This window comes from Sphingobium sp. B10D7B (assembly GCF_025961955.1).
In the GTDB taxonomy this organism is placed as follows: domain Bacteria; phylum Pseudomonadota; class Alphaproteobacteria; order Sphingomonadales; family Sphingomonadaceae; genus Sphingobium.
The window spans coordinates 3,023,906-3,047,099 of sequence record NZ_JAOQOQ010000001.1 but is presented as its reverse complement, the minus strand read 5'-3'; the positions used below and the strand labels follow the sequence as shown (position 1 = coordinate 3,047,099).

28 protein-coding genes are annotated in these 23,194 nt (G+C 65.0%); 11 read left to right on the top strand and 17 right to left on the bottom strand.

Features of this window, described 5'->3' with window-relative positions; translation table 11 throughout:
- The 4 genes from M2331_RS14175 to M2331_RS14160 all read right to left on the bottom strand — a co-directional run bounded on the left by M2331_RS14175 (position 1) and on the right by M2331_RS14160 (position 3,199).
- On the bottom strand, positions 1-693 hold the full coding sequence (locus M2331_RS14175; RefSeq protein WP_181560870.1) for a methyl-accepting chemotaxis protein: 693 nt from the start codon (positions 691-693) through the stop codon (positions 1-3).
- 100 nt (positions 694-793) lie between these two features.
- On the bottom strand, positions 794-1,324 hold the full coding sequence (locus M2331_RS14170; protein ID WP_264592409.1) for a L,D-transpeptidase family protein: 531 nt from the start codon (positions 1,322-1,324) through the stop codon (positions 794-796).
- On the bottom strand, positions 1,321-2,385 hold the full coding sequence (ribA, locus tag M2331_RS14165; RefSeq protein WP_181560869.1) for a GTP cyclohydrolase II: 1,065 nt from the start codon (positions 2,383-2,385) through the stop codon (positions 1,321-1,323). The genes M2331_RS14170 and ribA overlap by 4 nt, the downstream gene beginning before the upstream one ends.
- Positions 2,386-2,398: 13 nt before the next feature.
- Complete coding sequence (locus M2331_RS14160) at positions 2,399-3,199, bottom strand: exodeoxyribonuclease III (protein ID WP_181560868.1); 801 nt, start codon at positions 3,197-3,199, stop codon at positions 2,399-2,401.
- Between the two features lie 621 nt (positions 3,200-3,820).
- Between M2331_RS14160 and M2331_RS14155 the strand changes: the two genes are divergently transcribed.
- The gene (locus M2331_RS14155; protein WP_181560867.1) at positions 3,821-4,306 is read left to right on the top strand and encodes a vgr related protein; all 486 of its coding nucleotides are present in this window, start codon (positions 3,821-3,823) and stop codon (positions 4,304-4,306) included.
- Positions 4,307-4,311: 5 nt separating this feature from the next.
- Here the strand turns inward: M2331_RS14155 and M2331_RS14150 are convergent, their stop codons facing one another.
- From M2331_RS14150 to M2331_RS14110, 9 genes are all read right to left on the bottom strand, one after another.
- Complete coding sequence (locus M2331_RS14150) at positions 4,312-4,806, bottom strand: flavin reductase family protein (RefSeq protein WP_181560866.1); 495 nt, start codon at positions 4,804-4,806, stop codon at positions 4,312-4,314.
- Between the two features lie 135 nt (positions 4,807-4,941).
- Positions 4,942-5,373 (bottom strand): SufE family protein, encoded by a 432-nt coding sequence (locus M2331_RS14145; protein WP_413716073.1) that lies wholly within the window; start codon positions 5,371-5,373, stop codon positions 4,942-4,944.
- Between the two features lie 40 nt (positions 5,374-5,413).
- Positions 5,414-5,674, bottom strand: coding sequence for a hypothetical protein (locus M2331_RS14140; protein ID WP_413716072.1), 261 nt, complete (start codon positions 5,672-5,674; stop codon positions 5,414-5,416).
- A gap of 25 nt (positions 5,675-5,699) precedes the next feature.
- The gene (locus M2331_RS14135; RefSeq protein WP_181560864.1) at positions 5,700-5,999 is read right to left on the bottom strand and encodes a hypothetical protein; all 300 of its coding nucleotides are present in this window, start codon (positions 5,997-5,999) and stop codon (positions 5,700-5,702) included.
- 29 nt (positions 6,000-6,028) lie between these two features.
- Positions 6,029-6,331, bottom strand: coding sequence for a cell division protein ZapB (locus M2331_RS14130; protein WP_181561549.1), 303 nt, complete (start codon positions 6,329-6,331; stop codon positions 6,029-6,031).
- A 95-nt stretch (positions 6,332-6,426) separates the two neighbouring features.
- A complete protein-coding gene (gene pspC, locus M2331_RS14125; protein WP_181560863.1) occupies positions 6,427-6,807 on the bottom strand; it encodes an envelope stress response membrane protein PspC in 381 nt (126 codons plus the stop codon).
- Position 6,808: 1 nt separating this feature from the next.
- On the bottom strand, positions 6,809-7,075 hold the full coding sequence (gene pspB, locus M2331_RS14120; RefSeq protein ID WP_181560862.1) for an envelope stress response membrane protein PspB: 267 nt from the start codon (positions 7,073-7,075) through the stop codon (positions 6,809-6,811).
- A gap of 3 nt (positions 7,076-7,078) precedes the next feature.
- A complete protein-coding gene (pspA, locus tag M2331_RS14115) occupies positions 7,079-7,747 on the bottom strand; it encodes a phage shock protein PspA (protein WP_181560861.1) in 669 nt (222 codons plus the stop codon).
- Between the two features lie 66 nt (positions 7,748-7,813).
- Positions 7,814-7,990, bottom strand: a complete 177-nt coding sequence (locus M2331_RS14110) for a hypothetical protein (protein ID WP_181560860.1) — start codon at positions 7,988-7,990, stop codon at positions 7,814-7,816.
- A 182-nt stretch (positions 7,991-8,172) separates the two neighbouring features.
- On the opposite strand from M2331_RS14110, the gene pspF reads away from it, so the two are divergent.
- The gene (gene pspF, locus M2331_RS14105) at positions 8,173-9,213 is read left to right on the top strand and encodes a phage shock protein operon transcriptional activator (RefSeq protein ID WP_181560859.1); all 1,041 of its coding nucleotides are present in this window, start codon (positions 8,173-8,175) and stop codon (positions 9,211-9,213) included.
- Between the two features lie 33 nt (positions 9,214-9,246).
- On the opposite strand, the gene M2331_RS14100 is transcribed toward pspF, so the two are convergent.
- Positions 9,247-9,810: a urate hydroxylase PuuD gene (locus tag M2331_RS14100; RefSeq protein WP_181560858.1), complete on the bottom strand. Its 564-nt coding sequence runs from the start codon at positions 9,808-9,810 to the stop codon at positions 9,247-9,249.
- A gap of 247 nt (positions 9,811-10,057) precedes the next feature.
- Between M2331_RS14100 and M2331_RS14095 the strand changes: the two genes are divergently transcribed.
- The gene (locus tag M2331_RS14095) at positions 10,058-10,669 is read left to right on the top strand and encodes a superoxide dismutase (protein ID WP_181560857.1); all 612 of its coding nucleotides are present in this window, start codon (positions 10,058-10,060) and stop codon (positions 10,667-10,669) included.
- Between the two features lie 193 nt (positions 10,670-10,862).
- Here the strand turns inward: M2331_RS14095 and M2331_RS14090 are convergent, their stop codons facing one another.
- Positions 10,863-11,318: a universal stress protein gene (locus tag M2331_RS14090; RefSeq protein WP_181561548.1), complete on the bottom strand. Its 456-nt coding sequence runs from the start codon at positions 11,316-11,318 to the stop codon at positions 10,863-10,865.
- A gap of 142 nt (positions 11,319-11,460) precedes the next feature.
- Between M2331_RS14090 and M2331_RS14085 the strand changes: the two genes are divergently transcribed.
- The 5 genes from M2331_RS14085 (at position 11,461) to M2331_RS14065 (ending at position 19,039) form a co-directional block, all read left to right on the top strand.
- Entirely contained in the window at positions 11,461-12,768 is a 1,308-nt protein-coding gene (locus M2331_RS14085; RefSeq protein ID WP_181560856.1) for a pyruvate dehydrogenase complex dihydrolipoamide acetyltransferase, read from the top strand.
- Between the two features lie 8 nt (positions 12,769-12,776).
- A complete protein-coding gene (locus M2331_RS14080; protein WP_181560855.1) occupies positions 12,777-13,181 on the top strand; it encodes an acyl-CoA thioesterase in 405 nt (134 codons plus the stop codon).
- Positions 13,182-13,247: 66 nt separating this feature from the next.
- Complete coding sequence (gene lpdA / locus M2331_RS14075; protein WP_181560854.1) at positions 13,248-14,663, top strand: dihydrolipoyl dehydrogenase; 1,416 nt, start codon at positions 13,248-13,250, stop codon at positions 14,661-14,663.
- Between the two features lie 11 nt (positions 14,664-14,674).
- Positions 14,675-15,337 (top strand): phosphatase PAP2 family protein, encoded by a 663-nt coding sequence (locus M2331_RS14070; RefSeq protein ID WP_220128574.1) that lies wholly within the window; start codon positions 14,675-14,677, stop codon positions 15,335-15,337.
- Positions 15,338-15,715: 378 nt separating this feature from the next.
- Positions 15,716-19,039 (top strand): TonB-dependent receptor, encoded by a 3,324-nt coding sequence (locus M2331_RS14065; RefSeq protein WP_181560853.1) that lies wholly within the window; start codon positions 15,716-15,718, stop codon positions 19,037-19,039.
- 101 nt (positions 19,040-19,140) lie between these two features.
- Here the strand turns inward: M2331_RS14065 and mtgA are convergent, their stop codons facing one another.
- Together mtgA and M2331_RS14055 are read right to left on the bottom strand one after the other, a co-directional pair.
- Positions 19,141-19,893: a monofunctional biosynthetic peptidoglycan transglycosylase gene (gene mtgA, locus M2331_RS14060; RefSeq protein WP_181560852.1), complete on the bottom strand. Its 753-nt coding sequence runs from the start codon at positions 19,891-19,893 to the stop codon at positions 19,141-19,143.
- Between the two features lie 29 nt (positions 19,894-19,922).
- Positions 19,923-21,260 (bottom strand): dihydroorotase, encoded by a 1,338-nt coding sequence (locus M2331_RS14055; RefSeq protein WP_181560851.1) that lies wholly within the window; start codon positions 21,258-21,260, stop codon positions 19,923-19,925.
- 49 nt (positions 21,261-21,309) lie between these two features.
- Here M2331_RS14055 and M2331_RS14050 point away from each other — a divergent pair, with 49 nt between their 5' ends.
- The 3 genes from M2331_RS14050 to M2331_RS14040 all read left to right on the top strand — a co-directional run bounded on the left by M2331_RS14050 (position 21,310) and on the right by M2331_RS14040 (position 23,114).
- Positions 21,310-22,086: a YgfZ/GcvT domain-containing protein gene (locus M2331_RS14050; protein ID WP_181560850.1), complete on the top strand. Its 777-nt coding sequence runs from the start codon at positions 21,310-21,312 to the stop codon at positions 22,084-22,086.
- Positions 22,083-22,829 (top strand): glutaminyl-peptide cyclotransferase, encoded by a 747-nt coding sequence (locus M2331_RS14045; protein WP_181560849.1) that lies wholly within the window; start codon positions 22,083-22,085, stop codon positions 22,827-22,829. Before M2331_RS14050 ends, M2331_RS14045 begins: the two co-directional genes overlap by 4 nt.
- Before the next feature lie 102 nt (positions 22,830-22,931).
- Positions 22,932-23,114: a DUF2892 domain-containing protein gene (locus M2331_RS14040; protein ID WP_181560848.1), complete on the top strand. Its 183-nt coding sequence runs from the start codon at positions 22,932-22,934 to the stop codon at positions 23,112-23,114.
- The last annotated feature ends 80 nt before the right edge of the window (positions 23,115-23,194 follow it).

The following is a 23,194-nucleotide window of genomic DNA, read 5'->3' as shown; positions in this document are numbered from 1 at the left end:
TCAGGCGGCGATATCCGGCGCGATGCTGTGCTTCATCATGTCCACCGCGCGGGAGGTCGCGAGGCGGGTGTCCCCGGCCAGCTTCTTCACCTCATTGGCGACGACCGCGAAACCCTGACCGGCCTCGCCGGCGCGGGCGGCTTCGATGCGCGCGTTGAGCGCCAGCAGGTTGGTCTGGTTGGCGATGGCGCCGATCGTGGTCACGATGGCCGCCAGTTCGGCCATGGTGGACTGGAGCCGCGCATTGCCGCGCTGCAACTCACCCTGCAGGCGCTGGCTTTCCTCATAGCGGGCCTGCACTTCCTGTTCGAGCTGGACCTGCCGGGTGACGTCGGATGCGATCTTGAGGATGCGCACCGGTCTGCCCTGACAATCGACAACGGGATTATAGGTGGCCTGAAGATAGACCGAGGCGCCGCCGCGTGAGCGCCGCTCATAGCGGCCGGCGTGGAATTCACCGGAGGTCAGCGTCCGCCAGAAGGCCGCATAGTCAGTGGAGCGCACGAAGGATGGCGCGCAGAAGATGCGATGATGCTCGCCGACCACCTCATCGAGGCGGTAGCCCAATGCCTCGAGCAGGACGTCATTGGCCCACAAGATGGTGCCTTCCGGGTTGAATTCGATGACGCCCTGGGACCGGCAAATGGCTTGCCAGGCTGCGTCGGTCCGCCCATCTTCGAGATATGCGTTCATGAATCACCTTGTGGTCGTCCCGGCAGGTGAGGCCCCTGTGGTTAAGCGCCGCTTACCATGGGGTGGTTTCGCGACGAGCCGTTGAACGCGGCAGGAGGGGCTATCGCAAGCGGAGCATCATGCCGGGGCGAAGCAGCCCAAGGACGGTGCGCATATCCTCCGGGGCGATGGCGACACAGCCTTCCGTCGCCTTGGGCTGGCCGTTCTCGCCGATTACCCATTGGTGGAAGAAGATCGCGCTGCCCATGCCGGGCGCTGGCGGCGCATCATTATGTCCAAGGACGATGATGACGTCATAGGCCTGATCCTCGCGCGCAAGCCGCTCGTGGCTGGTGTGGCGCGGCAGATGGACGGGGCGGTTATAGGCCGGGTCGGCGGGATCGTCGCTCCAGCCATCGTTCGGCCGGAGCCAGCGCCACGGGATTGCGGGCGCCTGAGTGGCATCGATGCGGCCGGGGCGGAGCAGCGCGGCGCGCACTGGCCAATCACCGATGGGCGAGGCGCCATCGCCCTCGCGCTTGTCCGCCGCAGCGATGAGCCCGCCCTTGCCGATGACGCAGGCGCAGGACCAGTCGCCGATGGTCAGGCGCCCCGCCTCGCCATCGACCAGAATGGCTGGCGCTTCGCTCACAACTGATGGCCGGTGCGGTCCCGCTTGGTGGCGAGATAGCGCTCATTATGGGGATTGGAGGGCAAAGCCAGCGGCAGCCGTTCGGCAACGCGGATGCCCTGTGATTCGAGGCCGGCGACCTTCTCCGGATTGTTGGTGAGCAGCCGGATTTCGTCGATGCCGAGCAGATGGAGCATGCGTGCCGCGACGCCGAAATCGCGCGCATCGATGGCGAAGCCAAGGCGGACATTGGCGTCCACCGTGTCGAAGCCCTGATCCTGCAGCTGATAGGCGCGCAGCTTGTTGATGAGGCCGATGCCGCGCCCCTCCTGCCGCAGGTAGAGCAGAACGCCCCAGCGCGCATGGGCGATCTCGTGCAGAGCGCCGTGCAATTGCGGGCCGCAATCGCATTTGAGCGAGCCGAGCACGTCGCCGGTCAGGCACTCGCTGTGCAGGCGGACGACCGGGGCGCTGCCGTCGCGCTCGCCGATGACGAGGGCGATGTGCTCGCGCGGATCTTCGGGCGAGCGGAAGGCGACGATCTGCGCATCCACGCTGGCTTCGACGGGCAGCCGCGCGCGGGCGGCGATGGCGAGCCGGGTCGGGTCTGCATAAGTGGCGATGTCGTCCGCGCTCAGCTGCACCTCCGCCTCGGCATCCTCGGAGCCGATGAAGAAGGCGGGCAACATGCCGGCGAGGCGCGCAAGGGTGAGAGCTGCGGCGGCCAGGGCCGGGTGCGGCACCGGCAGGGCGCGGAACGGGCCTTTGAGCGGCGTCGCGAGATCGCGCACCGGATCGGCAATGGCCATAGCGGCGGCCGGCGAATCGATCCAGCGCTCGCGAGCGATGAGCGCTGGCGCTTGCGGGTCCGCCGCCTCCCGCTGGTTGGCGAGCTTGAGCGTGACGGCGCGCGCGGCGGAGAGCAGCAGGGGCGCCTCTGCCGCCGGGTCGAACGAGGAGAGGCTCGTCGGCGTCGCGCCTTCCACAGGCAGCAGCGTCAGCGCCCCACCTGCATCGACCAGCCGGATGGGCCAGCCGCGCCGAAGGGCATCGATGGCGCGAGCCGCAGCGCGCCCGTCCATTATCGCGCGCCCATCAGAAAGCGAATTCCGTGATCAGCGGCGCATGGTCCGAGGGGCGCGTCCAGCTGCGGCAATCCTCGGCGACCTGATGCGAGACCGCTGTCTCCGCGAGGTCGGGGCTCAGCCACATATGGTCGAGCCGACGGCCGCGATCAGACTTCGCCCAATCCTGCGCGCGGTAGCTCCACCAGGTGTAGAGCCGCTCGGGCGCGGGCACGAAGCGCCGGCCAAGGTCGATCCAGTTGTGCGAGCTTTGGAGATGGCCGAGCAGGTCGCGCTCAATCTGGGTGTGGCTGACGACGTTGATGAGCTGCTTGTGGCTCCACACATCGCACTCCAGCGGCGCGACGTTGAAGTCGCCGAGCAGCAGGGTCGATCCGCCGAGCTTGCCCGACCAATCGATCATGCGTTGCAGAAAATCGAGCTTCTGGCCGAACTTGCGGTTGATCGTGCGGTCCGGCTCTTCGCCGCCGGCGGGCACGTAGACATTCTCGATACGCAGGCCGTTTTCCAGCCGCACGCCGATGTGGCGCGCCTCGCCATTGGCCTGCCAGTCGAGTCGCTCGTCCTCACGCACCGGAATGCGGCTGACGATGGCCACGCCATGGTGCATCGGCTGGCCATGCAGCACCTGATGATTATAGCCGAGCCGGCGGAACAGGCCCTCCGGAAAGGAGCCGTCCACGACCTTGGTCTCCTGCATGCACAGAACGTCCGGCTGATACTCGGTAAGGAAGCGCTCGACGATTTCGAGGCGGGCGCGGACGCTGTTGATATTCCAGGAGGCGATCTTGAGAGTCTGCTTGGTCGACATGGCCAAAGTCCCTAGCCGCCCTCGGCGCCGAACCCAAGCCGCGAAGCGATTATTTTGACTCGAGCGGCTGTGCGCCGCGGCACCAGGCCGGGCGGATCGCGCGGACATCGAAAACCCCCGCTCCGGGGGGCATGGAGCGGGGGCTCGAAGAAAGCGCCTAAATTTTTGCGCATGTGGTGCGGGGCGAAGCCCGGGCAACAGGGGGGAATCCCGAGGTCAGTCCCCGCGCCACATCGCTTTTCTAAGTCAGCCCAGATGACCGCCCGATGAATGGACCTGTCAGACTTGGGCAAGGTTGTCGGTTTTTGCGCACGGGAAGAGGGGAGCTGTGATCATCCGTAAAAAATTCCGCCGGGACGGGGCGCGCGCGCGGGTTTGATGCCGATCAATGTCGGCGGCGCCGTTCGGTGAAAAGAGGGCTCATCACATGGTTTGCAGGAGCATTCGCGATGAACCTTCTTATGCAGTGGCCGGTCCTGACCTTCATCGGCATGGTTGCGGTCTTTGGCGTCATTCTGGCGGCGGTGTCGGTTCTCGATCTCAAGAGCGAGTGACGGCCGGCGGGCATGCGCCGGGACGGACGGGCCTTGCCGGTGAGGCAGGGGCGCCTATCTCGGCTGTATGGCCGTCCCATCCCCGCACATTGGCGCCGTCGATCGGCCGCTGTCCCAGCCGGAGCGCGCGCTGGTCGAGCGGATGTTCGGCGATGCGATTGCGCTCGATGAGGTGCGAATTCGCAACCGCAAATGGTGGCCCTTCCAGCCGCGTGCCATCGTCATGGCGCCGCGGGGGCATATTCATTTCCATCCGCAGGGGCGCAGCTATTGCGATTGCTTCGGTGCCGGCGATCTGGCGGCACAAGGGCTGTTCATTCACGAAATGACGCATGTCTGGCAGCACCAGACCGGCATCAACCTGCTGCTGCGACGGCACCCGTTCTGCCGCTATGATTACGATTTCCAGCCGGGCAAGCCGTTCGCGCGCTACGGGATCGAGCAGCAGGCGGAGATCGTCCGCCATGTCTTCCTGATGCGGAACGGCCGGCAGGTGCCGGGCAAGCCGCCTTTACCGGTGCTGGAGGCGATCCTGCCGTTCGGCCGGGCGTGAGCCGGTCAAGCGGTGGCGTCTTCCAGATCGACCAGCCGGTGATAGCCGCCGCGATAGAAGATCAGCGGCGATCCCTCGGGCGCACGCTCCATGGCCTGCACCGCGCCGACGACGAGAAGATGGTCGCCCAATTCCACGACCTTTTCGATCGCGCATTCGATCCATGCGAGCGCACCATCGAGAATCGGCAGGCCGCCGGGGCTGGTGCCATGGGCCATGCCCTCGAACTTGTCGTCATGCCGCGAGGCGAATCGCCGGCAGGTCTCCAGCTGCGCATTGCCCAGCACATTCACGCAGAAGCGGCCGGTGGTGGCGATATTGGCCCAGCTGCCCGAGCGCTTGTCGGGAAGGAAGCCGACCAGCGGCGGGTCTAGCGAGATCGAAGAAAAAGTGCCGACCGCGAGGCCCCAGCGCTGGCCGTCCGCATTGTTTGAGGTGATGACGCATACGCCGGTGGGGTAACTGCCGAGAACGTCGCGGAAATGCTTGGGATCAATCAATGCGCCACCTGTTTCTTCTGGCGCCCGCCCGGTTCGTGGCGGAGGCCGCATGCGAATGAAGCTGCGGTGAAAACGGCTCACCGGCATGGCGCCCAACCTGCAAGCTGTGATGCGAGCCTGTCAACCGCCCCCTTTTCAACCGGCAGCATCCTCCGCCTGCAGGCGAGTCGCCGTTTCCCGGATCAGCGCGATCATGTTCGGCAGCCCTTGCGTGCGATTGGACGAGAGCTGGCGCTTGAGGTCGAAGGGTGCCAGCGCCTGTTCGATATCGAACGTCGCGACCTCCGCCGGCAGCCGGTCCTGCACGGTGAGCAGGACCAGGGCGATGATGCCCTTGGTGATGGCGGCATTGCTGTCCGCCAGGAAATGCAGCGCGCCATTGTCCAGCCGTGTCGGGTAGACCCAGACGGAGGCGGAGCAGCCCCGCACGAGCGTCGCGTCCGTCTTCAGCGCGTCCGGCATCGGCTCCAGTTCGCGGCCCAGATCGATCAGCAGCCGGTAGCGCTCATCCCCTTCGAGCAGTTCGTAATCGTCCTGGATGGTCTGCAATGTCGTCATGCCGCCCATATAGGTCGCGGCGCGCGGGAGGCCAGTGAAACTCTGCGGGTCAGACGTCGATGCCGGCGGCGATGGCTTCCAGCTTGCGAATGCGCTCCTTGAGATCGGCCATCTCGATCAGGCCGCCGGCCAAGGGCGCGTCCGGGGTCGGCGCGCGCGGGGCGGCGCGGCTACTAGCCATTTCCAGCTCCGCCCGCTTGAGCGCCAGCCATCCGTTCCAGCCCTTGAGCGAGGCCAGGGCGACAAGTGCAAACGACAAAGTTAGCGCTATCACGGGCATGGCGTGCTTCACGAGGTCAAGATCGGTCATGACTCTATCTCCTCCTGTCGATGTCTTAGTGGTCGGTCCGCGTGGGGATTTCGTGAGGGGCGGATTCAGCGCCGCCGAGCTGGTCGATTTCATGGGCCAGAGCGGCGCCGCGATCGGTCACGATCCGCTCCAGGACCCGCACCCGCTGCTCCAGCCGCTCGACTTGCGCGGCATATTGTGCGGCCTTTTCTGCGGTCTGTGTGCCGAGCACGTCCAACTCGCGCTCGCGCAGCTTCATCTTCTGCCGCATATATTTGCTCCAGATGCCCCCGATGACCGGGATGCCGACGACAATCATGAAGAATAACAGCATTGAAGCAGGCATGATGGGACTCCCGGCCAGTTGGATGGCGATCAGTTGGAGGGGGTGCGCAGGCTTTCGATCTCGTTGGTCAGATGAAGGGCGCTGTCGGTCACGATGCGCTCCACATTGGCCAGCCGATCCTTGACCGCGCCAAGCTCGGCACGCAGCTGCGCATTCTCCTGGCTGAGCAGCTTGATCCGCTCGCTGAGCTCCTCATTCTTCTGCGGGTAGACGGCCTTGCCCCAGCTGTTCTCGAGCGGATAGCCGTGCCGGACGCGCAGCCAGGTGTTGAAGACCCATCCGGCGATGGCCAGCAGGCCGAGCAGTGAACTGGCGCCGACGATGAGCGGCATCGATTCGACGACGGCGTCCGCGGTGATAGGATCCATGGTTGAAATTTCCCTGTAATCGAGCGCTGTTGCGCCTCTCATTCGCCTCGCGCGTCTTGTCAGCGCAGGCTGTCGATCTCGTCGGCAAGCCGGGTGTTGCGGCTGGTGTAGAAGGTCTCAATGTCGGACAGGCGCCGGTCGATGTCGCGGAACTTGCTGCGCACATCGCGGGTGGAGCGCGCCGGATTGGTACGCACGCCCTGCCAGAAGCGCTCGTCTTCCCGGTCGGCATAGAGGCCGGTCGGCTTGGGCTCGGCCATCCATGCGGCGAGCAGATAGGCGATCACCGTCCACGGGAAGCCGCCGGCCAGCGTCACGAGCACGGCGCCAATGCGGACCCAGAGCACATCGATGCCCATATAGTCGGCAATGCCAGCGCAGACGCCCATGGCTTTGGCATTTTTCTTGTCGAGGTAGAATTTGGTGCGGCGGGCGGACATCTCAGTTCCTCCTGTCGAAATAGGGATCGTCGCTCGCGCTCGGGCGGGCTGGACGGAAATCGGGATTGTCGGCGGCAATGATCCGCTCGACCGTCTGGAGGCGCTCCTCCAGGCGGCGGGCGAGCATGTGCATCTCATCGAGCAGCCGTTCGTCCTCATCGGTGATCTTGGGCGCCTGCTTCCACTTGGTGACATAGTGGAAGATCAGCCACGGCATGCCGATGAACAGCATGCCGCAGATGACGATGGGCAGAAAGACGTCCTCCATGGATCAATCCTTCCTGGCTTGCGCGGCCTTGAGCGCCGCGAGTTCGGCTTCCACCTTGTCGGCGGATTGAAGCTCGGCGATTTCCTGCTCCAGCGTTTTGGGCTGACCGCCCAGACCCATGGCATCGGCCTCGCCTTCGGCCAGATCGACCCGGCGCTCCAGCAGTTCGAAGCGGGAGAAGGCATCCTGCACGCGCTCACCATTGTACATCTCGCGCGCACGCCGGCGCGTCTGTGCGCTCTCCATGCGGGCGACGAGGCTGTTCTGCCGGACGCGCGCCTCGCGCAGCTTGGCCTGCAGCTTGGCGATGTCTTCTTCGGATGCGGCCAGCGCCTCATCCAGCATGGCAATCTGCCCGCGCAGCTGCTCGGCCATGTCGCCGGCCTTCTGCTTCTCGACCAGCGCGGCCTTGGCAAGGTCTTCGCGATCCTTGGAGAGGGCGAGTTGCGCCTTCTCGACCCAGCTTTCCTGCAGGGCATCGAGCTTGGCGATGTGGCGGCGCATCTCCTTCTGGTCGGCGATGGTCCGCGCTGCCGATGCACGCACCTCGACCAGCGTCTCCTCCATTTCGAGGATGATCATGCGGATCATCTTGGCCGGGTCCTCGGCGCGATCCAGCAGATCGGTCACGTTGGCGGCAATGATGTCCCGGGTGCGAGAGAAAATACTCATGTACATACTCCAACTGAGGCGGTTCGGTCGGGGCAGCGGGGGTGTGCTGCCCCGACCTTGAAGCCGTCACACAAGGGATTGTGACGGCTTGTCCGGTGTGTTGTCCAGAGCCGCTGCAGTCGTGGCGGCAGGGTTGCCGGTGACAGCAGGGCCGACAGCGCCGATCACCATGATGGCGCTGAAAATGAGGGTAAGACATGCTGCAGCGGTCTGAGCACCGAAGCGGTCGATTGTGTTCAACATGGCGGTCTCTTCCTGATCCTGGTTAGGCCTTCAAATCCCGCTCATTGGCGGATTGCCCAATGCAGTGCAGGGGGCGTGCCAATTTTTGAGAAGCCCGGATTTTCGCCAATTTCTTCTTGATCGAGGTGCGCGCGAAGCATTGTTTGTTGCAATGAGTTGGGAAATATCCCTAAAAGTTGGGAATGGAAAAGACGACGCATTTTGTCGGGGAATCCCTCGCCTTTCTGGATGCGGTCGAGCAGGCCGGCCGCGCGGCCGATCTCAACCGCCCGGTGCTGGTCATCGGCGAGCGGGGTACTGGCAAGGAGCTGATCGCCGAGCGCATCCATCGCCTTTCCCAGCGCTGGGATGGGCCGCTCATCATCATGAACTGCGCCGCCTTGCCCGAGACGCTGATCGAGGCCGAGCTGTTCGGCCATGAGGCCGGCGCCTTCACCGGCGCGACGCGGGCGCGGGCCGGTCGCTTCGAGGAGGCCGATGGCGGCACATTGTTCCTCGATGAACTGGGCACGCTCTCCATGGCAGCGCAGGAGCGGCTGCTGCGCGCCGTGGAATATGGCGAGGTGACGCGCATCGGCAGTTCGCGGCCGCTCAATGTCGATGTGCGGATCGTCGGGGCGACCAACGAGCATCTGCCCGATGCCGTGGAAGCCGGGCGGTTCCGCGCCGACCTGCTCGACCGGCTGAGCTTCGAAGTGATTACCCTGCCGCCTCTGCGCGGGCGCGAGGGCGATGTCGACGTTCTGGTCGAGCATTTCGGGCGCAAGATGGCATCGGAATGCGGCTGGTCGTCATGGCCGGGCTTTTCCAAGCGGATGATGACGGCGCTCAACGCCTATCGCTGGCCCGGCAATGTGCGCGAGCTGCGCAATGTTGTCGAGCGCGCCGTGTATCGCTGGCCCGATCCGGATCGGCCGATCGACGAGATCCAGCTCGATCCCTTTGCTTCGCCATGGAAGCCGCAGCCGATGCCGGGCAAGCCCGCTGCCGCCAGCGCGGCGCCTGTTGCCGGTCCTTCCGAGGAGGGCGCGGCCGAAGACGGGCGATTGCTGATCGCGCTGGACGATGTCGCCGACTTTCGCGGCGCTGTCGACGCGCATGAGGCCGCGATCCTGCGCCATGCCCTCCAGCGCCACCGCTTCAACCAGCGCGCCACGGCCAAGGCGATCGGGCTCTCCTACGACCAGTTGCGGCACTGCCTGAAGAAACACGCCCTGCTTTGAGGCGCTTGCCGCCTCGCGCAGGGCGCCGGTCGGTCAGCCGCCGTTGAAGTTGACCATGCAGTAGAGCATCGGGATCGACAGCAGCGTGTTGGTACGGCTGAAGATCATCGCGCGGGTGGCGGCGCTGGCCTTGGTCGCATCATCGGCGGCCACCAGTCCCAGCGCCTTCTTCTGCGCCGGCCAGATCACGAACCACACATTGATCGCCATGATCAGGGCGAGCCACATGCCAAGGCCGATCAGTTGATAGGGCGCCTTGAACGCGAACGCCTCGTGCAGATAGCCTGTGCGCCACGCCACCAGCAAACCGGTCAGCACGGTCAGCGCCGCGGCCCAGCGAAAGAAGAACAGCGCGGAGGGCGCGATGAACTTGGAGACACCCGGTTTCAGTTCGGCCGGCACCTTGGGCATGGTCGGGATCTGCACGAAGTTGAAGTAATAGAGCAGGCCGATCCACAAAATGCCGAAGAAGGTGTGCAGCCAGCGCAAGGCGGCGGAGACGGATTCGCCATTCGGGCCAATGCCGTAAATGACAGCCAGGGTCAGAATAACCCCGATCAGCAGGACGAGATGCAGATTGCCGAACAGTTTCGTCATGATGCTCCCCCAGTCGTTTGCCGGGTGCTTTGACCGCACCCTCCCCTAAAGCCGGTTATCGGCCATCGCACAGGCTATGCCAAAGTCGCGCCGCTGTCATATCGAAATTATATTTGGCGCTGATCGGGAGAGATGACTGGAAAGCTGCCGGTCTACGCGCCATCTGCTGCGGGCAACCGACACGAATCGCGCGCCTGCGCGTTTCGCCTGCAGAACGACTTTAATGCACCAAGAGGAGATTAGCGCCATGGCATTCACACTGCCCGACCTTCCCTATGCCAAGACCGCCTTTGGCGATGACATGTCGGCCGAGACCTTCGACTATCATCACGGCAAGCACCACAATGCCTATGTGACGAAGGCCAATGAGCTGGTCGCCGCCGATCCGGCCCTGCAGGGCAAGTCGCTCGTGGAGCTGATCAAGTCCTCCAAGGGCGGGCTGTTCAACCAGGTCGGCCAGATCTGGAACCACAGCTTCTTCTGGCAGTGCCTCTCGCCCGAGACGCAGGCGCCGAGCGGCAAGCTGGCCGATCTCATCAACGAAGGCTTCGGCTCGACCGACGCGCTGATCGAGAAGCTGAAGGCGGAAGCCGTCGGCCACTTCGCCAGCGGCTGGGCCGCCCTCATCCTCAAGGATGGTAAGCTGGAAGTGACCAGCTATCACGACGCCGATTGCCCGGTGGCGCATGGCGATACGCCGCTGTTCATTCTCGATGTGTGGGAGCACGCTTACTACATCGATTATCGCAACGCGCGCCCCAACTTCGCGGACACGATCCTCAAGAAGCACGTCAACTGGGCGTTCGTCGCGGAGAATCTGGACGGCAATGGCGCCGAACGGGCCAACCAGCCGGGCTGAACCCGTCGCAATCGGATTTTGAAGGAGGGGCTGGCGAAAGTCGGCCCCTTTTTCGTTGCGGTAGGGCTGGTCTTGAGACGTTCCAGTGCTCCTGCGAAGGCAGGAGCCCAGGGCTCAACCGACGAACCTCGCCGCCCTAGGCTCCTGCCTTCGCAGGAGCACGGCTTTGATTTGACTTGGAGGCAGCAGACCCTCAGCTCAGCCGCTCGATATCCTCGCGGCTCAGCGATCCGGGGATGATCATCACCGGGCAGGGCAGTGTGCCGGCGTCATTGCCGGCGAAGTGCGCCACCAGCGGGCCGGGCGCGCCCTTGGGTGCCGCGCCCAGCACGAGCGCGGCGACCGTTTCGCCCGAGGCCAGCATCTCCTTCACCGATGCCACGGGATCGCCGACCTTGACCGTGATCGCGGGCTGGATGCCGGCTTCTGCCATCAGCGTGCCGGCGGCGCTGGCCGCGAGCGCCTCGGCGCGGGCGCGCGCTTCTTCCTCCATCGTCGCCTGCACGGCGCCCCATTGGACGAACTCGGTCTTGGGCACGAGTGCCAGCATATGCACGCCGCCGCCCGTCTTGGCAGCGCGGCGCGCGGCGAACAGCAGGGCCGATTCCGCCTCGCTGCTTTCGTCCACCACGACGAGATAAGTCCGCATCATCGCCTGCTCCCCCGAAGAAACCGGCTCGGTAGGTGCGGGAAATTCGGTCTGGATGCAAGGGATGGCCTTGACCCCGACGGGCAAAGCGTGAAGGTGGCCGGTGATTGTCCAACCCGAAAAACAGGAAAGCCTGGCCCCCATGGCGATCAATATCCAGATGCCCGCCCTCTCGCCGACCATGGAGGAAGGCACGCTTTCGAAATGGCTCGTGAAGGAAGGCGACACCGTCTCGTCCGGCGATCTGCTCGCCGAAATCGAGACCGACAAGGCCACCATGGAATTTGAAGCCGTGGACGAAGGGGTCGTCGGCAAGATCCTCGTCGCCGAAGGCACCGACAATGTGAAGGTCGGCACCGTCATCGCGGTGCTGGTCGAGGAAGGCGAGGAGGTGCCGAGCGGCGATGCCCCCGCTGCAGCCAAGCCCGCAACCAAGGCCGACGCCGCTCCGGAGAAGAAGCCGGAAGCCGCCAGCGCCCCCAAGCCGGAGCCGGAAGTCGCGAAATCGACCGCTGCGCCGGCCGCTGCCTCCTCTGGAGATCGCGTCAAGGCGAGCCCGCTTGCCCGCCGCATCGCCACGAACAGCGGCATCGATCTGGCCGCGGTTTCCGGTACTGGTCCCAATGGCCGTATCGTGAAGGCCGATCTGGAGGGCGTGAAGCCCGGCAGCACCGCGCCAAAGCCCGCCGCGAGCCCCTCAGCGGCGCCCGCAGCGTCGGCTCCGGCCGCGCCTGTGGCCGCGACCGCGCAGGATTTCGGCATTCCGCACGAGGTCGAGAAGCTCTCGAACATGCGCAAGACCATTGCGCGCCGCCTGACCGAATCGAAGCAGCAGGTGCCGCACATCTACCTCACCGTGGATGTGCGCCTCGATGCGCTGCTCAAGCTGCGCGGCGAGCTGAACAAGGCGCTCGAATCGCAGGGCGTGAAGCTCTCGGTCAACGATCTGCTCATCAAGGCGCTGGCCAAGGCGCTGATCGCCGTGCCCAAATGCAATGTGCAGTTCGCCGGCGACCAGTTGCTCAAGTTCAGCCGGGCCGACATCTCGGTGGCGGTGTCCATCGAGGGCGGACTGATCACGCCGATCATCACCGATGCCGGCGCCAAGTCCGTCTCCGCCATCTCGACCGCGATGAAGGACCTCGCCAGCCGCGCCAAGGAAGGCAAGCTCAAGCCGGAAGAGTTCACCGGCGGCACGGCCAGCCTCTCCAACATGGGCATGATGGGCATCAAGCAGTTCGAGGCAGTGATCAATCCGCCGCAGGCGATGATCATGGCGATCGGCGCAGGCGAGAAGCGGCCTTATGTGATCGACGACGCGCTCGGCATCGCGACCGTCATGTCCGCCACCGGCAGCTTCGATCATCGCGCCATCGATGGCGCCGACGGTGCGGAGCTGATGAAGGTGTTCAAGGAACTGGTAGAGGCGCCGCTGGGTCTGGTGGCGTAAGCGCACACATGGCCGCTGACGAGGATGTCCTGCCGGAAGGTGCGCCCGCGACGCGGATCACCGCGATGCCGGCGGATGCCAATCCCTATGGGGACATTTTCGGTGGCTGGCTGATGGGCCAGATGGATATGGCGGCGGCGCTTGTCGCCTCGCGGCACAGCAAGGGCCGGGCTGTCACCATCGCCGTGGAAGGCATGCAGTTCCACCGCCCGGTGCTGGTGGGGGACGAGGTCTCCGTCTTCGCGACGCTCGTGAAGGTGGGCAGCACGTCGATGACCATTGAGGTCGAGGCCTGGCGCCGCGCGCGGCACAGCGAGGAAACCTACAAGGTCACGCAGGCCCGGTTCATCTTCGTCGCCATCGACGAAGTGCGCCGCCCCCGCAGGGTGCCGCCCCTGGCGAACGCGCAATGAAGGCGCAGTCGGTCATTTTAGACCCCTCTCCCTCAAGGGGAGAGGGCATCATGGATGGAGCATTTCGTGTCTGAATCCTATGACGTCATCGTTCTCGGTTCCGGCCCCGGCGGCTATGTCGCGGCGATCCGCGCGAGCCAGCTTGGCCTCAAGACGGCCATTGTGGAGCGCGAGCTGCTCGGCGGTATCTGCCTTAACTGGGGCTGCATCCCGACCAAGGCGCTGCTGCGCTCGGCCGAGATCTTCCATTATATGAGCCACGCCAAGGATTATGGCCTGGCCGCCGAGAAGATCAGCGCGGACATTGAGGCGGTGGTGAAGCGCTCGCGCGGTGTTGCCAAGCAGCTGAATGCCGGCGTCACGCACCTGATGAAGAAGAACAAGGTCGCCGTGCACATGGGCACGGGTACGATCACCGGCAAGGGCAAGCTCTCGGTCACGGACAAGGACGGCAAGAAGACCGATCTGGCGGCCAAGCACATCATCGTGGCGACCGGTGCGCGGGCACGCGACCTTCCCTTCGCGCCAGCCGACGGCAAGCGCATCTGGACGTATCGCACCGCGATGACCCCGCCGGAAATGCCAGGCAAGCTGCTGGTCATCGGCTCGGGCGCCATCGGCATCGAGTTCGCGAGCTTCTATAACGACATGGGCGCTGACGTGACCGTGGTCGAGATGATGGATCGCATCGTGCCGGTCGAGGACAAGGACGTCTCTGCGTTTCTCGAAAAGCAGCTGGTGAAGCGTGGCATGAAGATCATCACCGGCGCTTCGCTGGAGAGCCTCAAGGCCAGCGACAAGGGCGTCACCGCCGCCATCAAGGGCAAGGATGGCAAGAGCGAAACCAGCGAGTTCAGCCACTGCATCGTCGCCATCGGCATTGTCCCCAATACCGAGAATATCGGGCTGGAGGCGCTGGGCGTCACGCTGGAGCGCGGCCACATCAAGACCGACGGCCTGTGCCGCACCGGCGTCGATGGCATCTGGGCGATCGGCGATGTCACCGCGCCGCCATGGCTCGCCCACAAGGCCAGCCATGAGGGCGTGACCGCCGCCGAGGCGATTGCGCAGGCGCTGGGCAATAAGGATGTCCACCCGCATGAGATGGACCCGCTCAACATTCCGGGGTGCACCTACTGCCAGCCGCAGGTCGCCTCCGTGGGCCTGACCGAGGCGAAGGCGAAGGACGCGGGCTACACCGTCAAGGTCGGCACCTTCCCGTTCATCGGCAATGGCAAGGCGATCGCGCTCGGCGAGGCGGAAGGCTTCGTGAAGACGGTGTTCGACGCCAAGACTGGCGAGCTGCTCGGCGCGCATATGGTCGGCGCCGAGGTGACCGAGATGATCCAGGGTTACACCATCGGCAAGACGGCCGAGCTGGTGGAGCAGGACTTCATGCAGACGGTCTTCCCGCACCCGACCATCAGCGAATCCATGCACGAGAGCGTGCTGGCCGCTTATGGGCGGGCGCTGCACATCTGATCCAACGGCGGATGCGGCAACTGCCAACTCCGGGCGTCGCGCTCAGTTTTGCGCTCGGCCTGGCGTTGCTGGTCGCGGCCATCGGCTTCCTCCAGCCCACCGGCCTGTTCGCGCCTATCGATGAGCGGCTGATGGGGCTGGCGGGCAAGCTGCACGGCGTGCGCGGTGCGGGGCTTGTGACGCATGGCGCGGTGGCGCTCGACCGGCTGGGCGCGGTCGGCGGTCGCACGTTGATCGTGCTGGCGGTGGGGCTGGTCTTCATCAAGCTGGGGCATCCCGAACGCCTGATCCCGCTGCTGGTCGCGGGCGTGGGGACCGCGCTCGTCATCGGGGTGGTGAAGCTCGGCTTCAATGCGCCGCGCCCGATGATGCTCTCCCCCGATATGCTCCCCAGCCTCGTCGAGACTGTGGGCACCAGCTTTCCCAGCGGGCACGCCGCCGGCGCCATGGCGCTCTATGGCGCCATCGCGCTGCTGGCGCGGAGCCGGGTGGTGACAGGGATCTGCGCGGCGATGATTCTCGCCACCGGGGCCAGCCGGGTGTGGCTCGGCGTGCATTGGCCGAGCGATGTGGCGGGCGGCTGGGCGGTCGGCCTGATCTGGCTGCTGCTTGTGCTTTTCATCCTGCCCTGGTGGCGTCCGCTTCTATCATGGCAGGCCGTCTCGCGAGACTGAACCTCGCCGGCAGCCCGGACGACCGATTGGCCCGCCGATCCGTTCATCTTATGGCAAGATTCTGCGCGAGCGTTGCATGGATGCCGCACTGCACAATATGCCATTGATATCGCGCGATTTTATCGCCGCATAATGAGCGGTTTGCGGAATTTTGCTCCTTATTTCGGGTACATACCGCTCATTTCGCAATGGCGAGAGTGGGCCGGTCGCCAGTATGAACCCGCCATCGTCATAATTGAGTCACGTCCGCCAGACACGGGCGATGACATAAGGATCGCAGACCAGGCGAGAGGATGTGTCCGAGCCCAGAGGGGTGAAGGCAGCCGTGATCAGGACGGCTCAAGACCAGTTTTCGTGATGATCTAAAGGGGATCTTCGATGCGCAACTTCCGCTTCTTCCTCGCTGCCTCGGCCGCGAGCATCGCCACCTGCGTGGCGCTCAGCCCTGCCCATGCGCAGGAAACCACCTCGTCCGTGCGCGGCACTGTCACGGCAGAAGGCGCGCCGGTCGCCGGCGCCGCCGTCACCGTGACGCACGTCCCCTCGGGCACCGTCTCGCGCACCACGACGGGCGCCGACGGCAGCTTCTCGACCAGCGGCCTGCGGATTGGTGGGCCTTACACGGTTGAGGTCGCCGCATCCGGCTTCGAAGATGTCCGCGTGACGGACGTGTACACGGTCGTTGGCCAGTCCTTCACGCTGCCGATTGAGATGGCCTCGGGCGACGCCATCGTCGTGACGGCATCGGCCATCCGCGGCGCTGGCAACGTATCGCAGGGCCCCGCCATGGTCATGACCGCTGAGCAGATCGGCAAGATCGCTTCGGTCAATCGCGATATCCGCGACATTGCCGCGCGCGACCCGTTTGCGACGCTCGACACCAGCCAGACGACGGGCCGCCAGGTTTCGTTCGCCGGACAGAATCCCCGCTTCAACCGCTTCACCGTGGACGGCGTTCCGGTCACCGACAGCTTCGGCCTCAACCCGGACGCGCTGCCGTCACGTCGTGGCCCGGTTCCGCTCGATTCCATCGGGCAGTTCGAAACCAAGGTTGCCCCGTACGATATCCGCGAAGGCTTCTTCCAGGGCGGCGTTTCGAACGCCATCCTCAAGTCGGGCACCAACGAATTCCATGGCACGGCCTTCTTCACCTTCAGCTCGGACGAGCTGACCGGGAAGCGCACCAAGCCTTATATCCTCAACACCGCCGGGAGAATCACGCAGCCCGATTTCACCAGCAAGGACTTCGGTGCAACCCTCTCGGGTCCGATCATCAAGGACAAGCTGTTCTTCATGGTCTCCGCCGAGCGCGTGCGCGCTGCCCGTCCGGTGGCCTTCGGTACGCAGGAAGACAATGCCGGCACGCCGGTCATCGGCGCGACGAACGCTGCCCTGCAGCAGATCGTGGGCATCGCCCAGAGCCGTTACAACTACGACGCCGGCGGCCTGCTCCGCACCGATGGCGACAAGGACGACCGGATCGTCGGCAAGCTGGACGCCAACCTTTCCGAAACGCAGCGCGTCTCGCTGACCGGTCTTTATACCAAGGATGAGTTGAACGTCAGCACGACCACCGGCACCCGCGATCTGGGCCTTGAATCCAACGCCTATCGCAAGCCGAACGAACTGAAGGCCGGTATTCTGGCCTGGAATGCCGACTGGTCGGATAGCTTCTCCACCGAGACCCGCGCGCTCTACAAGACCTATGACAGCGGCCAGTTCCCTCTGATGGGCCGCAGCGCCCAGATGTCGGTCTGCGCGGCGCCGACCTCGGATCGCACGACGAATGGCGCTACCACGACCGCGGCCAGCATCGTGTGCCCCACCGGGACACCGCAGTTCGTCCTGGGTGCCGGTGGCCCGAGCCAGTCGAATGTGCTGAACATCAAGAGCTGGGGCGGGTCCGTTTCCGCCAAGCTGAAGGCGGGCGACCACAACCTCCGCGCTCTTGCGGAATGGAATCACACCAAGTCCTTCAACATGTTCGTCAACCCCTCGGCGGGCACCTATTATTTCGACTCGATCGCAGACTTCCAGGCGGGCACGGCGCAGAGCTTCAGCTACAACAATGCGGCCTCGCTCAATCCTGCGGATGCCGCGGCCAGTTTCTCCTACAATGTGTACACCTTCGGCCTTCAGGACGACTGGCGCGTGAATGAGACGCTCTCGGTCGGCGTCGGTCTGCGCTGGGATGTGTTCGGGATGAAGAGCACTGCGGCGGTAAACCCCAACTTCTACCCGCGCTACGGCTTCTCGAATAACAGCAACATCAGTGGCATCGACCTGCTGCAGCCCCGCCTTGGCTTCACCTACAAGGCAACGCCGCGCCTCACCATTCGCGGTGGTGGCGGCATCTTTGGTGGCGGATCGCCGGACGTTTATATCGGCAACTCCTTCTCCAACACCGGCGTGATCAACACATCGATCACGGCGCGCCAGACGGACGGCGGCATTTACCAGCTTAACGGTTCCGCGAGCGGCGCCAACAGCGCAAATGCGTCCTCCATCCTCAACAACCCGTCGTTCACCAACATTCCCGCTGCTGCCAACACTGCGGTGGTCGCCGCAGCCAACGGTCTGTCTGCGAACCCGAACGCGACCACGTCGATCAATGCGATCGATCCGAACTTCAAGGCACCCAACCAATTCCGCGCGACCTTGTCGGCGGACTATGAGGCCGATCTGGGTCCGCTCGGCGACGGCTGGCGCTTCGGCGCCGATGTGCTGTATTCGAAAGTGCGTTCGCAGGTGAAGGTCATCGATCTGCGGTCGATCCCCGTTGCAGGCTCGCTCACGCCGGACGGCCGTCAGCGCTACACCAGCAAGATCGGCAACGCGAACGATACCGGCCAGGACCTGCTCCTGACCAACACCGATTATGGTCGCGGCTGGATCGGCGTCCTGCGCGCCGAGAAGAGCTGGGACTGGGGTCTGACGCTCGGCGGTGCCTATACCCGTCAGGACGTGCGTGACGACACCTCGCTCACGTCCTCTCAGGCAAGCTCGATCTACGGCAACACCGCGGCTTATGACGCCAATCTGAGCGGGCCTGGCCATTCGAACGACGAAGTGACTTGGGCCTTCCGCTACAATGCGTCGTTCGAGCGCGCGTTCTTCGGGGATTACAAGACGCGTATCGACCTGTTCGGCTCGACCCGTGCCGGTGCCCGGTACAGCTACACGATGCAGGATCTCTCGGGCGGCCGCTCGGGTGTGTTCGGCACGGCCGGCAGTGCACAGCGCTATCTGTTCTACGTGCCGACCGGCGTGAACGACCCGAAGGTCATCTATGATAGTGCGGCGACGGCAACGCGGATCGACAGCATCATCCAGTCCTCTGGGCTGGCAGGCTATCGCGGGCAGGTTGCGCCGCGCAATGCCTTCCGCTCGAAGGCGTTCACGCGCATCGACCTTCATGTGGAGCAGGAACTGCCGCTGCCTCTGGGCACGCGCTTCGCGCTCTTCGCGGACATCGAGAACTTCACGAACCTGCTCAACCACAAATGGGGCCAGCAGCTTCGGTCGAGCTTCCCCTTCCGCAAGACCGTTGCGAAGGTGAGCTGCGTGGCAGTGGGCGCCAACAGCTGTGCTCAGTACAAATATGAGCAGCCGAGTAGCGACACTGTGCTGGCGGACGAACTGGTGACGACAAACGGATCGTCGTTGTACGCGATCCGTCTGGGCGCACGCTTCAGCTTCTGATCGGCGCGGGATAAAGATCGGAAAGGGCGGGGGCAGCGATGCCTCCGCCCTTTTTGTTGCGCGGCTTATTTGCTCTTTGTGCGGGAACAGCGTCTGCCCGCTCAGTTCAGATCCAGGCAGGCATCCAGTCCGTCGGCTTTCACGTGGCCGATCCAGCGGGCGATGTTGTTGCCGTGGCGGCGAGTGAAGCCGGTGGGGGCGATGGCGCCGCGCTTTTTGGGCAGGGGGAGGACCGCCGCGATGCGGGCGGCCTCGGTGCGGCTCATCTTGTCGGCGCCGTGGTTGAAGTAGCGGATTGCGCCGGCCTGCACGCCATAGGTGCCGATGCCCGTCTCGGCGACGTTGAGATAGACTTCCATGATCCGGCGCTTGCCCCAGATCGCTTCGACCAGCACCGTGTACCAGGCTTCCAGTCCTTTGCGGAAGAAGCCGCCGCCCTGCCAGAGAAACACATTCTTGGCGGTCTGCTGGCTGATCGTGGAACCGCCGCGAATGCGCCCGCCGCGTGCGTTCTGTTCCATCGCCTGCCGGATGGCATCGGTGTCGAAGCCGTGATGCTGGCAGAATTTGGCATCCTCGCCGGCGATGGCGGCACGCGGCATGTCCGGATCGATGGCTGAAAGCGGCGTCCAGTCCTTGGTGATGCCGTTCTTGTCCATCAGCATGGTGATGGTCACCGGCACCGGCACGAATTTATAGACCAGCACCTGCAGCAACGAGATGCCGATGAAGCCGAGGATGAGCATCAGCAGCCAGCGGAACAACTTGCCCGGCAGGCTGGTGGGGTTGCCGGGAAAGCGCAGGCCCTTGCGCCGGGGCGCCTTGCGTCTCGTGGTGCTGCGCGTTGTCGCCATCGCTCCGCCTTCACCCTTTTGCCTTTGCCTTAGTGGCCGGGGAACTCGGTGGCCTCGAAGCGCACCGGTTCGCCCACCGCCTCGTTGGCGAGCTGATTGTCCCACATCACCCGATGGCCGCGCACGATGGTGCCGATCGGTCGGCCGGTCACGCTCATGCCCTCGAACGGCGACCAGCCGCAGCGCGAGGCCATCCAGTCCGCCTGCATCGTCCAGCGCGCCTTGAGGTCGACCACGGTGAAGTCGGCATCATAGCCGGTCGCAATGCGTCCCTTGCCGACCAGGCCGAAGATGCGCTGCGGCCCGGCGCTGGTCAGATCGATAAAGCGCTGGAGCGTCAGGCGGCCGTTCGCGACGTGATCGAGCAGCAGCGGCACCAAAGTCTGCACGCCGGGCATGCCGCTCGGGCTGGCGGGGTAGGTCTTGGCCTTCTCTTCCTTGGTGTGCGGCGCATGGTCGGAGCCGAGCACATCGGGCACGCCCTGGCCGACCCAGTGCCACAGCCCCTCACGGTGCGCGGCGCTGCGGATCGGTGGGTTCATCTGCGCATAGGTGCCGAGGCGCGGATAGGCGTCCTCGCCCGCCAGCGTCAGATGCTGCGGCGTCACTTCGCAAGTCGCGACATCCTTGTGCTGGCTGAGGAACTCCAGCTCGGCGGGCGTGGTGACGTGCAGCACATGGATGCGCCGACCGGCCTCGCGCGCCAGCTTCACGATGCGGCGGGTGGCCATCATCGCACTCTCATCGTCGCGCCAGACCGGATGGCTGGCCGGATCGCCCTCGATCCGCTCGTCCTTTCGCGCGTTCATCCGCGCCTCGTCCTCGCAGTGCACGGCGACTCGGCGGCGGCCATGGGCCAGCACGCGGGCCAGCGCCTCGTCCTCGGCGACCAGCAGGCTGCCGGTGGATGCGCCCATGAAGATTTTGACCCCCGCCGTGCCGGGGATGCGCTCCAGCTCGCCGAGCTGCTCGGCATTGTCGCCGGTCGCGCCCACATAAAAGGCATGGTCGCACCACATGCGGTGATGGGCGCGCTTGAGCTTGTCGGCCACGCGCTCGGCGGTGTCCGTATTGGGATTGGTGTTCGGCATCTCGAACACGGCGGTCACGCCGCCCAGCACCGCGGCCCGGCTGCCCGATTCGAGATCTTCCTTATGCTCCAGCCCGGGTTCGCGGAAATGGACCTGGCTGTCGATCACGCCCGGCAGCACGTCGAGGCCGGCGCAGTCGATCGTTTCGCCCGCATCGCCAAGACTGGTGCCGATTGCCGCGATCCTGCCGGCAGTGACGCCCACGTCCACGCGTGCCGGGCCGCTCGGGAGGTGGACGGTGCCGCCCTTCAGCAGCAGGTCGAATGTCTGGGCCATCGCGCGAACCTCTCTTGGCTTGGTGCTCCTCTCCCCCTACCTAAAGCGCATGTCCGCCACCACCCCCCTTGCCACGCCGCCCCTCGCAACCACGCTGCGCGATCGGGCCATCCTTCATGTCGGCGGGGCGGAGGCGCGGCCGTTCCTGCAAGGCCTGCTCACGCAGGATATGCTCGGCCTGCAGCCGGGCGCGCCGCGTTATGCCGGGCTGCTCACGCCGCAGGGCAAGGCGCTCTACGACATGCTGCTCTGGGCCAATCCGGCGGGCGGAGAGGATGTGCTGATCGATTGCGAGGCATCCCGCGCCGAGGCGCTGGCCCGCAGGCTGACGCTGTACCGGCTGCGCCGCCCCGTCACCATCGGCATCGAGGAAGGGCTTGCCGCGCACTGGTCTACCGATCCGGTCGAGGGTGCCTCCGCCGACCCCCGGCTCGCCGCGCTGGGCTGGCGGTGGCTGGCCCCAGCGGGGGAGGGCGACGCTTCGGACTTCTATCGCGCGCATCGGCTGGCTCAGGGCGTGCCCGAGGGTGTGGCGGAGCTGGGCGAGGACAAGACGCTCTGGCTGGAATGCAACGCGGAAGAGCTGCACGGCGTCGATTATGGCAAGGGTTGCTATGTCGGGCAGGAGAATACTGCGCGGATGCACTATCGCAACAAGGTGAACCGGCGGCTCGTGGTGGTGCCGCTCGACCGGTCCGACCCGGCTCGGCTGCGCATTGCCTATCCGGGCCTGGGGCTCGCGGTGGATCATCGCCCGGTCGATTCGCTCGAGGGGATCGCGCTGCCGGTCTGGCAGGCCGATGCGCTCGCGGAAGACGCCGAATGAAGCGGGTGCTTTTCACGCTCCTCGTCCTCGTCTTCAGCGCGGGGCCAGCGCAGGCGGAGATCAAATGGGAGATCGTGCGCGAACTGCCGCATGATACCAAAGCCTTCACCCAGGGCCTCACCATCCATGGCGAGCTGATCTACGAAACCACCGGCCAGGTCGGCGAGTCGGATGTGCGGATCATGCGGCTGAGTGACGGCAAGATCCTGCAGCGGCGGCCCATGCGCGCCGATGTCTTCGGCGAGGGCAGTACGATCTGGGGCGACCGGATCGTGAGCATCACCTGGAAGGACGAGACCGGCTTCGTCTGGAACCGCAAGGATTTGAAGCCGATCGGCTCGTTCCGCTACACCGGCGAGGGCTGGGGCCTCACTCATGATGGCCACGCGCTGATCATGAGCGACGGCACGCCGGACCTGCGCTTTCTCGATCCCGAGAGCTACAAGGAGCAGCGCCGCGTCACCGTCACATGGGAAGGCGAGCCCGTGCGCTTTCTCAACGAGCTGGAGCAGGTCGGCGACGTTCTCTACGCCAACATCTGGTTCTCGCCGCTCATTGCCCGCATCGATCCGGCTACCGGCAAGATCGACGACTGGATCAATCTGCAGCCGCTGGTGGCGAAGAATATGAGCGCGAGCGGCGAGGGCGTGCTGAACGGCATCGCGTGGGATGCCAAGGCGCAGCTTCTCTACGTCACCGGCAAGAACTGGCCCAAAATCTACGCGCTGCGCCTGCAGGACTGAGCCTGAAGGACTGAGATTGCGCCTGTTTGATCTTCATCAAGGTCAGGCGCCCGCCACCCGCCTAGCATCACCATCAGATGAAATGGTGAGAGGGCTGTGGCCATGGCTGCGAACATCGGACGACTGGACCGGACCATCCGGATCCTGATTGGCCTCGGGCTGATCGCGCTCGTCTTTGTCGGCCCGCGAACGCCGTGGGGTTGGATCGGCCTGGTGCCGATGCTCACCGCGTTCGTCAGCTTCTGCCCGCTCTACGCACTGATCGGAATCAGGACCAAGTCCTGACCGTCACTTTGCGCGCCTCTCGTCCCACCGTCCGGGCATTGGAGGCCAGTGCAAAGGGAGGCCCCCTCTTGGCAGCGGAG

Coding starts and splice junctions, on each gene's coding strand:
- M2331_RS14175 (WP_181560870.1), bottom strand. CDS start 693: ATGAACGCATATCTCGAAGATGGGCGGACCGACGCAGCCTGGCAAGCC.
- ribA (WP_181560869.1), bottom strand. CDS start 2,385: ATGGACGGGCGCGCTGCGGCTCGCGCCATCGATGCCCTTCGGCGCGGC.
- M2331_RS14160 (WP_181560868.1), bottom strand. CDS start 3,199: ATGTCGACCAAGCAGACTCTCAAGATCGCCTCCTGGAATATCAACAGC.
- M2331_RS14155 (WP_181560867.1), top strand. CDS start 3,821: ATGGCCGTCCCATCCCCGCACATTGGCGCCGTCGATCGGCCGCTGTCC.
- M2331_RS14145 (WP_413716073.1), bottom strand. CDS start 5,373: ATGGGCGGCATGACGACATTGCAGACCATCCAGGACGATTACGAACTG.
- M2331_RS14140 (WP_413716072.1), bottom strand. CDS start 5,674: ATGACCGATCTTGACCTCGTGAAGCACGCCATGCCCGTGATAGCGCTA.
- M2331_RS14135 (WP_181560864.1), bottom strand. CDS start 5,999: ATGCCTGCTTCAATGCTGTTATTCTTCATGATTGTCGTCGGCATCCCG.
- M2331_RS14130 (WP_181561549.1), bottom strand. CDS start 6,331: ATGCCGCTCATCGTCGGCGCCAGTTCACTGCTCGGCCTGCTGGCCATC.
- pspC (WP_181560863.1), bottom strand. CDS start 6,807: ATGTCCGCCCGCCGCACCAAATTCTACCTCGACAAGAAAAATGCCAAA.
- pspB (WP_181560862.1), bottom strand. CDS start 7,075: ATGGAGGACGTCTTTCTGCCCATCGTCATCTGCGGCATGCTGTTCATC.
- pspA (WP_181560861.1), bottom strand. CDS start 7,747: ATGAGTATTTTCTCTCGCACCCGGGACATCATTGCCGCCAACGTGACC.
- M2331_RS14110 (WP_181560860.1), bottom strand. CDS start 7,990: ATGTTGAACACAATCGACCGCTTCGGTGCTCAGACCGCTGCAGCATGT.
- pspF (WP_181560859.1), top strand. CDS start 8,173: ATGGAAAAGACGACGCATTTTGTCGGGGAATCCCTCGCCTTTCTGGAT.
- M2331_RS14100 (WP_181560858.1), bottom strand. CDS start 9,810: ATGACGAAACTGTTCGGCAATCTGCATCTCGTCCTGCTGATCGGGGTT.
- M2331_RS14095 (WP_181560857.1), top strand. CDS start 10,058: ATGGCATTCACACTGCCCGACCTTCCCTATGCCAAGACCGCCTTTGGC.
- M2331_RS14090 (WP_181561548.1), bottom strand. CDS start 11,318: ATGCGGACTTATCTCGTCGTGGTGGACGAAAGCAGCGAGGCGGAATCG.
- M2331_RS14085 (WP_181560856.1), top strand. CDS start 11,461: ATGGCGATCAATATCCAGATGCCCGCCCTCTCGCCGACCATGGAGGAA.
- M2331_RS14080 (WP_181560855.1), top strand. CDS start 12,777: ATGGCCGCTGACGAGGATGTCCTGCCGGAAGGTGCGCCCGCGACGCGG.
- M2331_RS14070 (WP_220128574.1), top strand. CDS start 14,675: ATGCGGCAACTGCCAACTCCGGGCGTCGCGCTCAGTTTTGCGCTCGGC.
- M2331_RS14065 (WP_181560853.1), top strand. CDS start 15,716: ATGCGCAACTTCCGCTTCTTCCTCGCTGCCTCGGCCGCGAGCATCGCC.
- mtgA (WP_181560852.1), bottom strand. CDS start 19,893: ATGGCGACAACGCGCAGCACCACGAGACGCAAGGCGCCCCGGCGCAAG.
- M2331_RS14055 (WP_181560851.1), bottom strand. CDS start 21,260: ATGGCCCAGACATTCGACCTGCTGCTGAAGGGCGGCACCGTCCACCTC.
- M2331_RS14050 (WP_181560850.1), top strand. CDS start 21,310: ATGTCCGCCACCACCCCCCTTGCCACGCCGCCCCTCGCAACCACGCTG.
- M2331_RS14045 (WP_181560849.1), top strand. CDS start 22,083: ATGAAGCGGGTGCTTTTCACGCTCCTCGTCCTCGTCTTCAGCGCGGGG.
- M2331_RS14040 (WP_181560848.1), top strand. CDS start 22,932: ATGGCTGCGAACATCGGACGACTGGACCGGACCATCCGGATCCTGATT.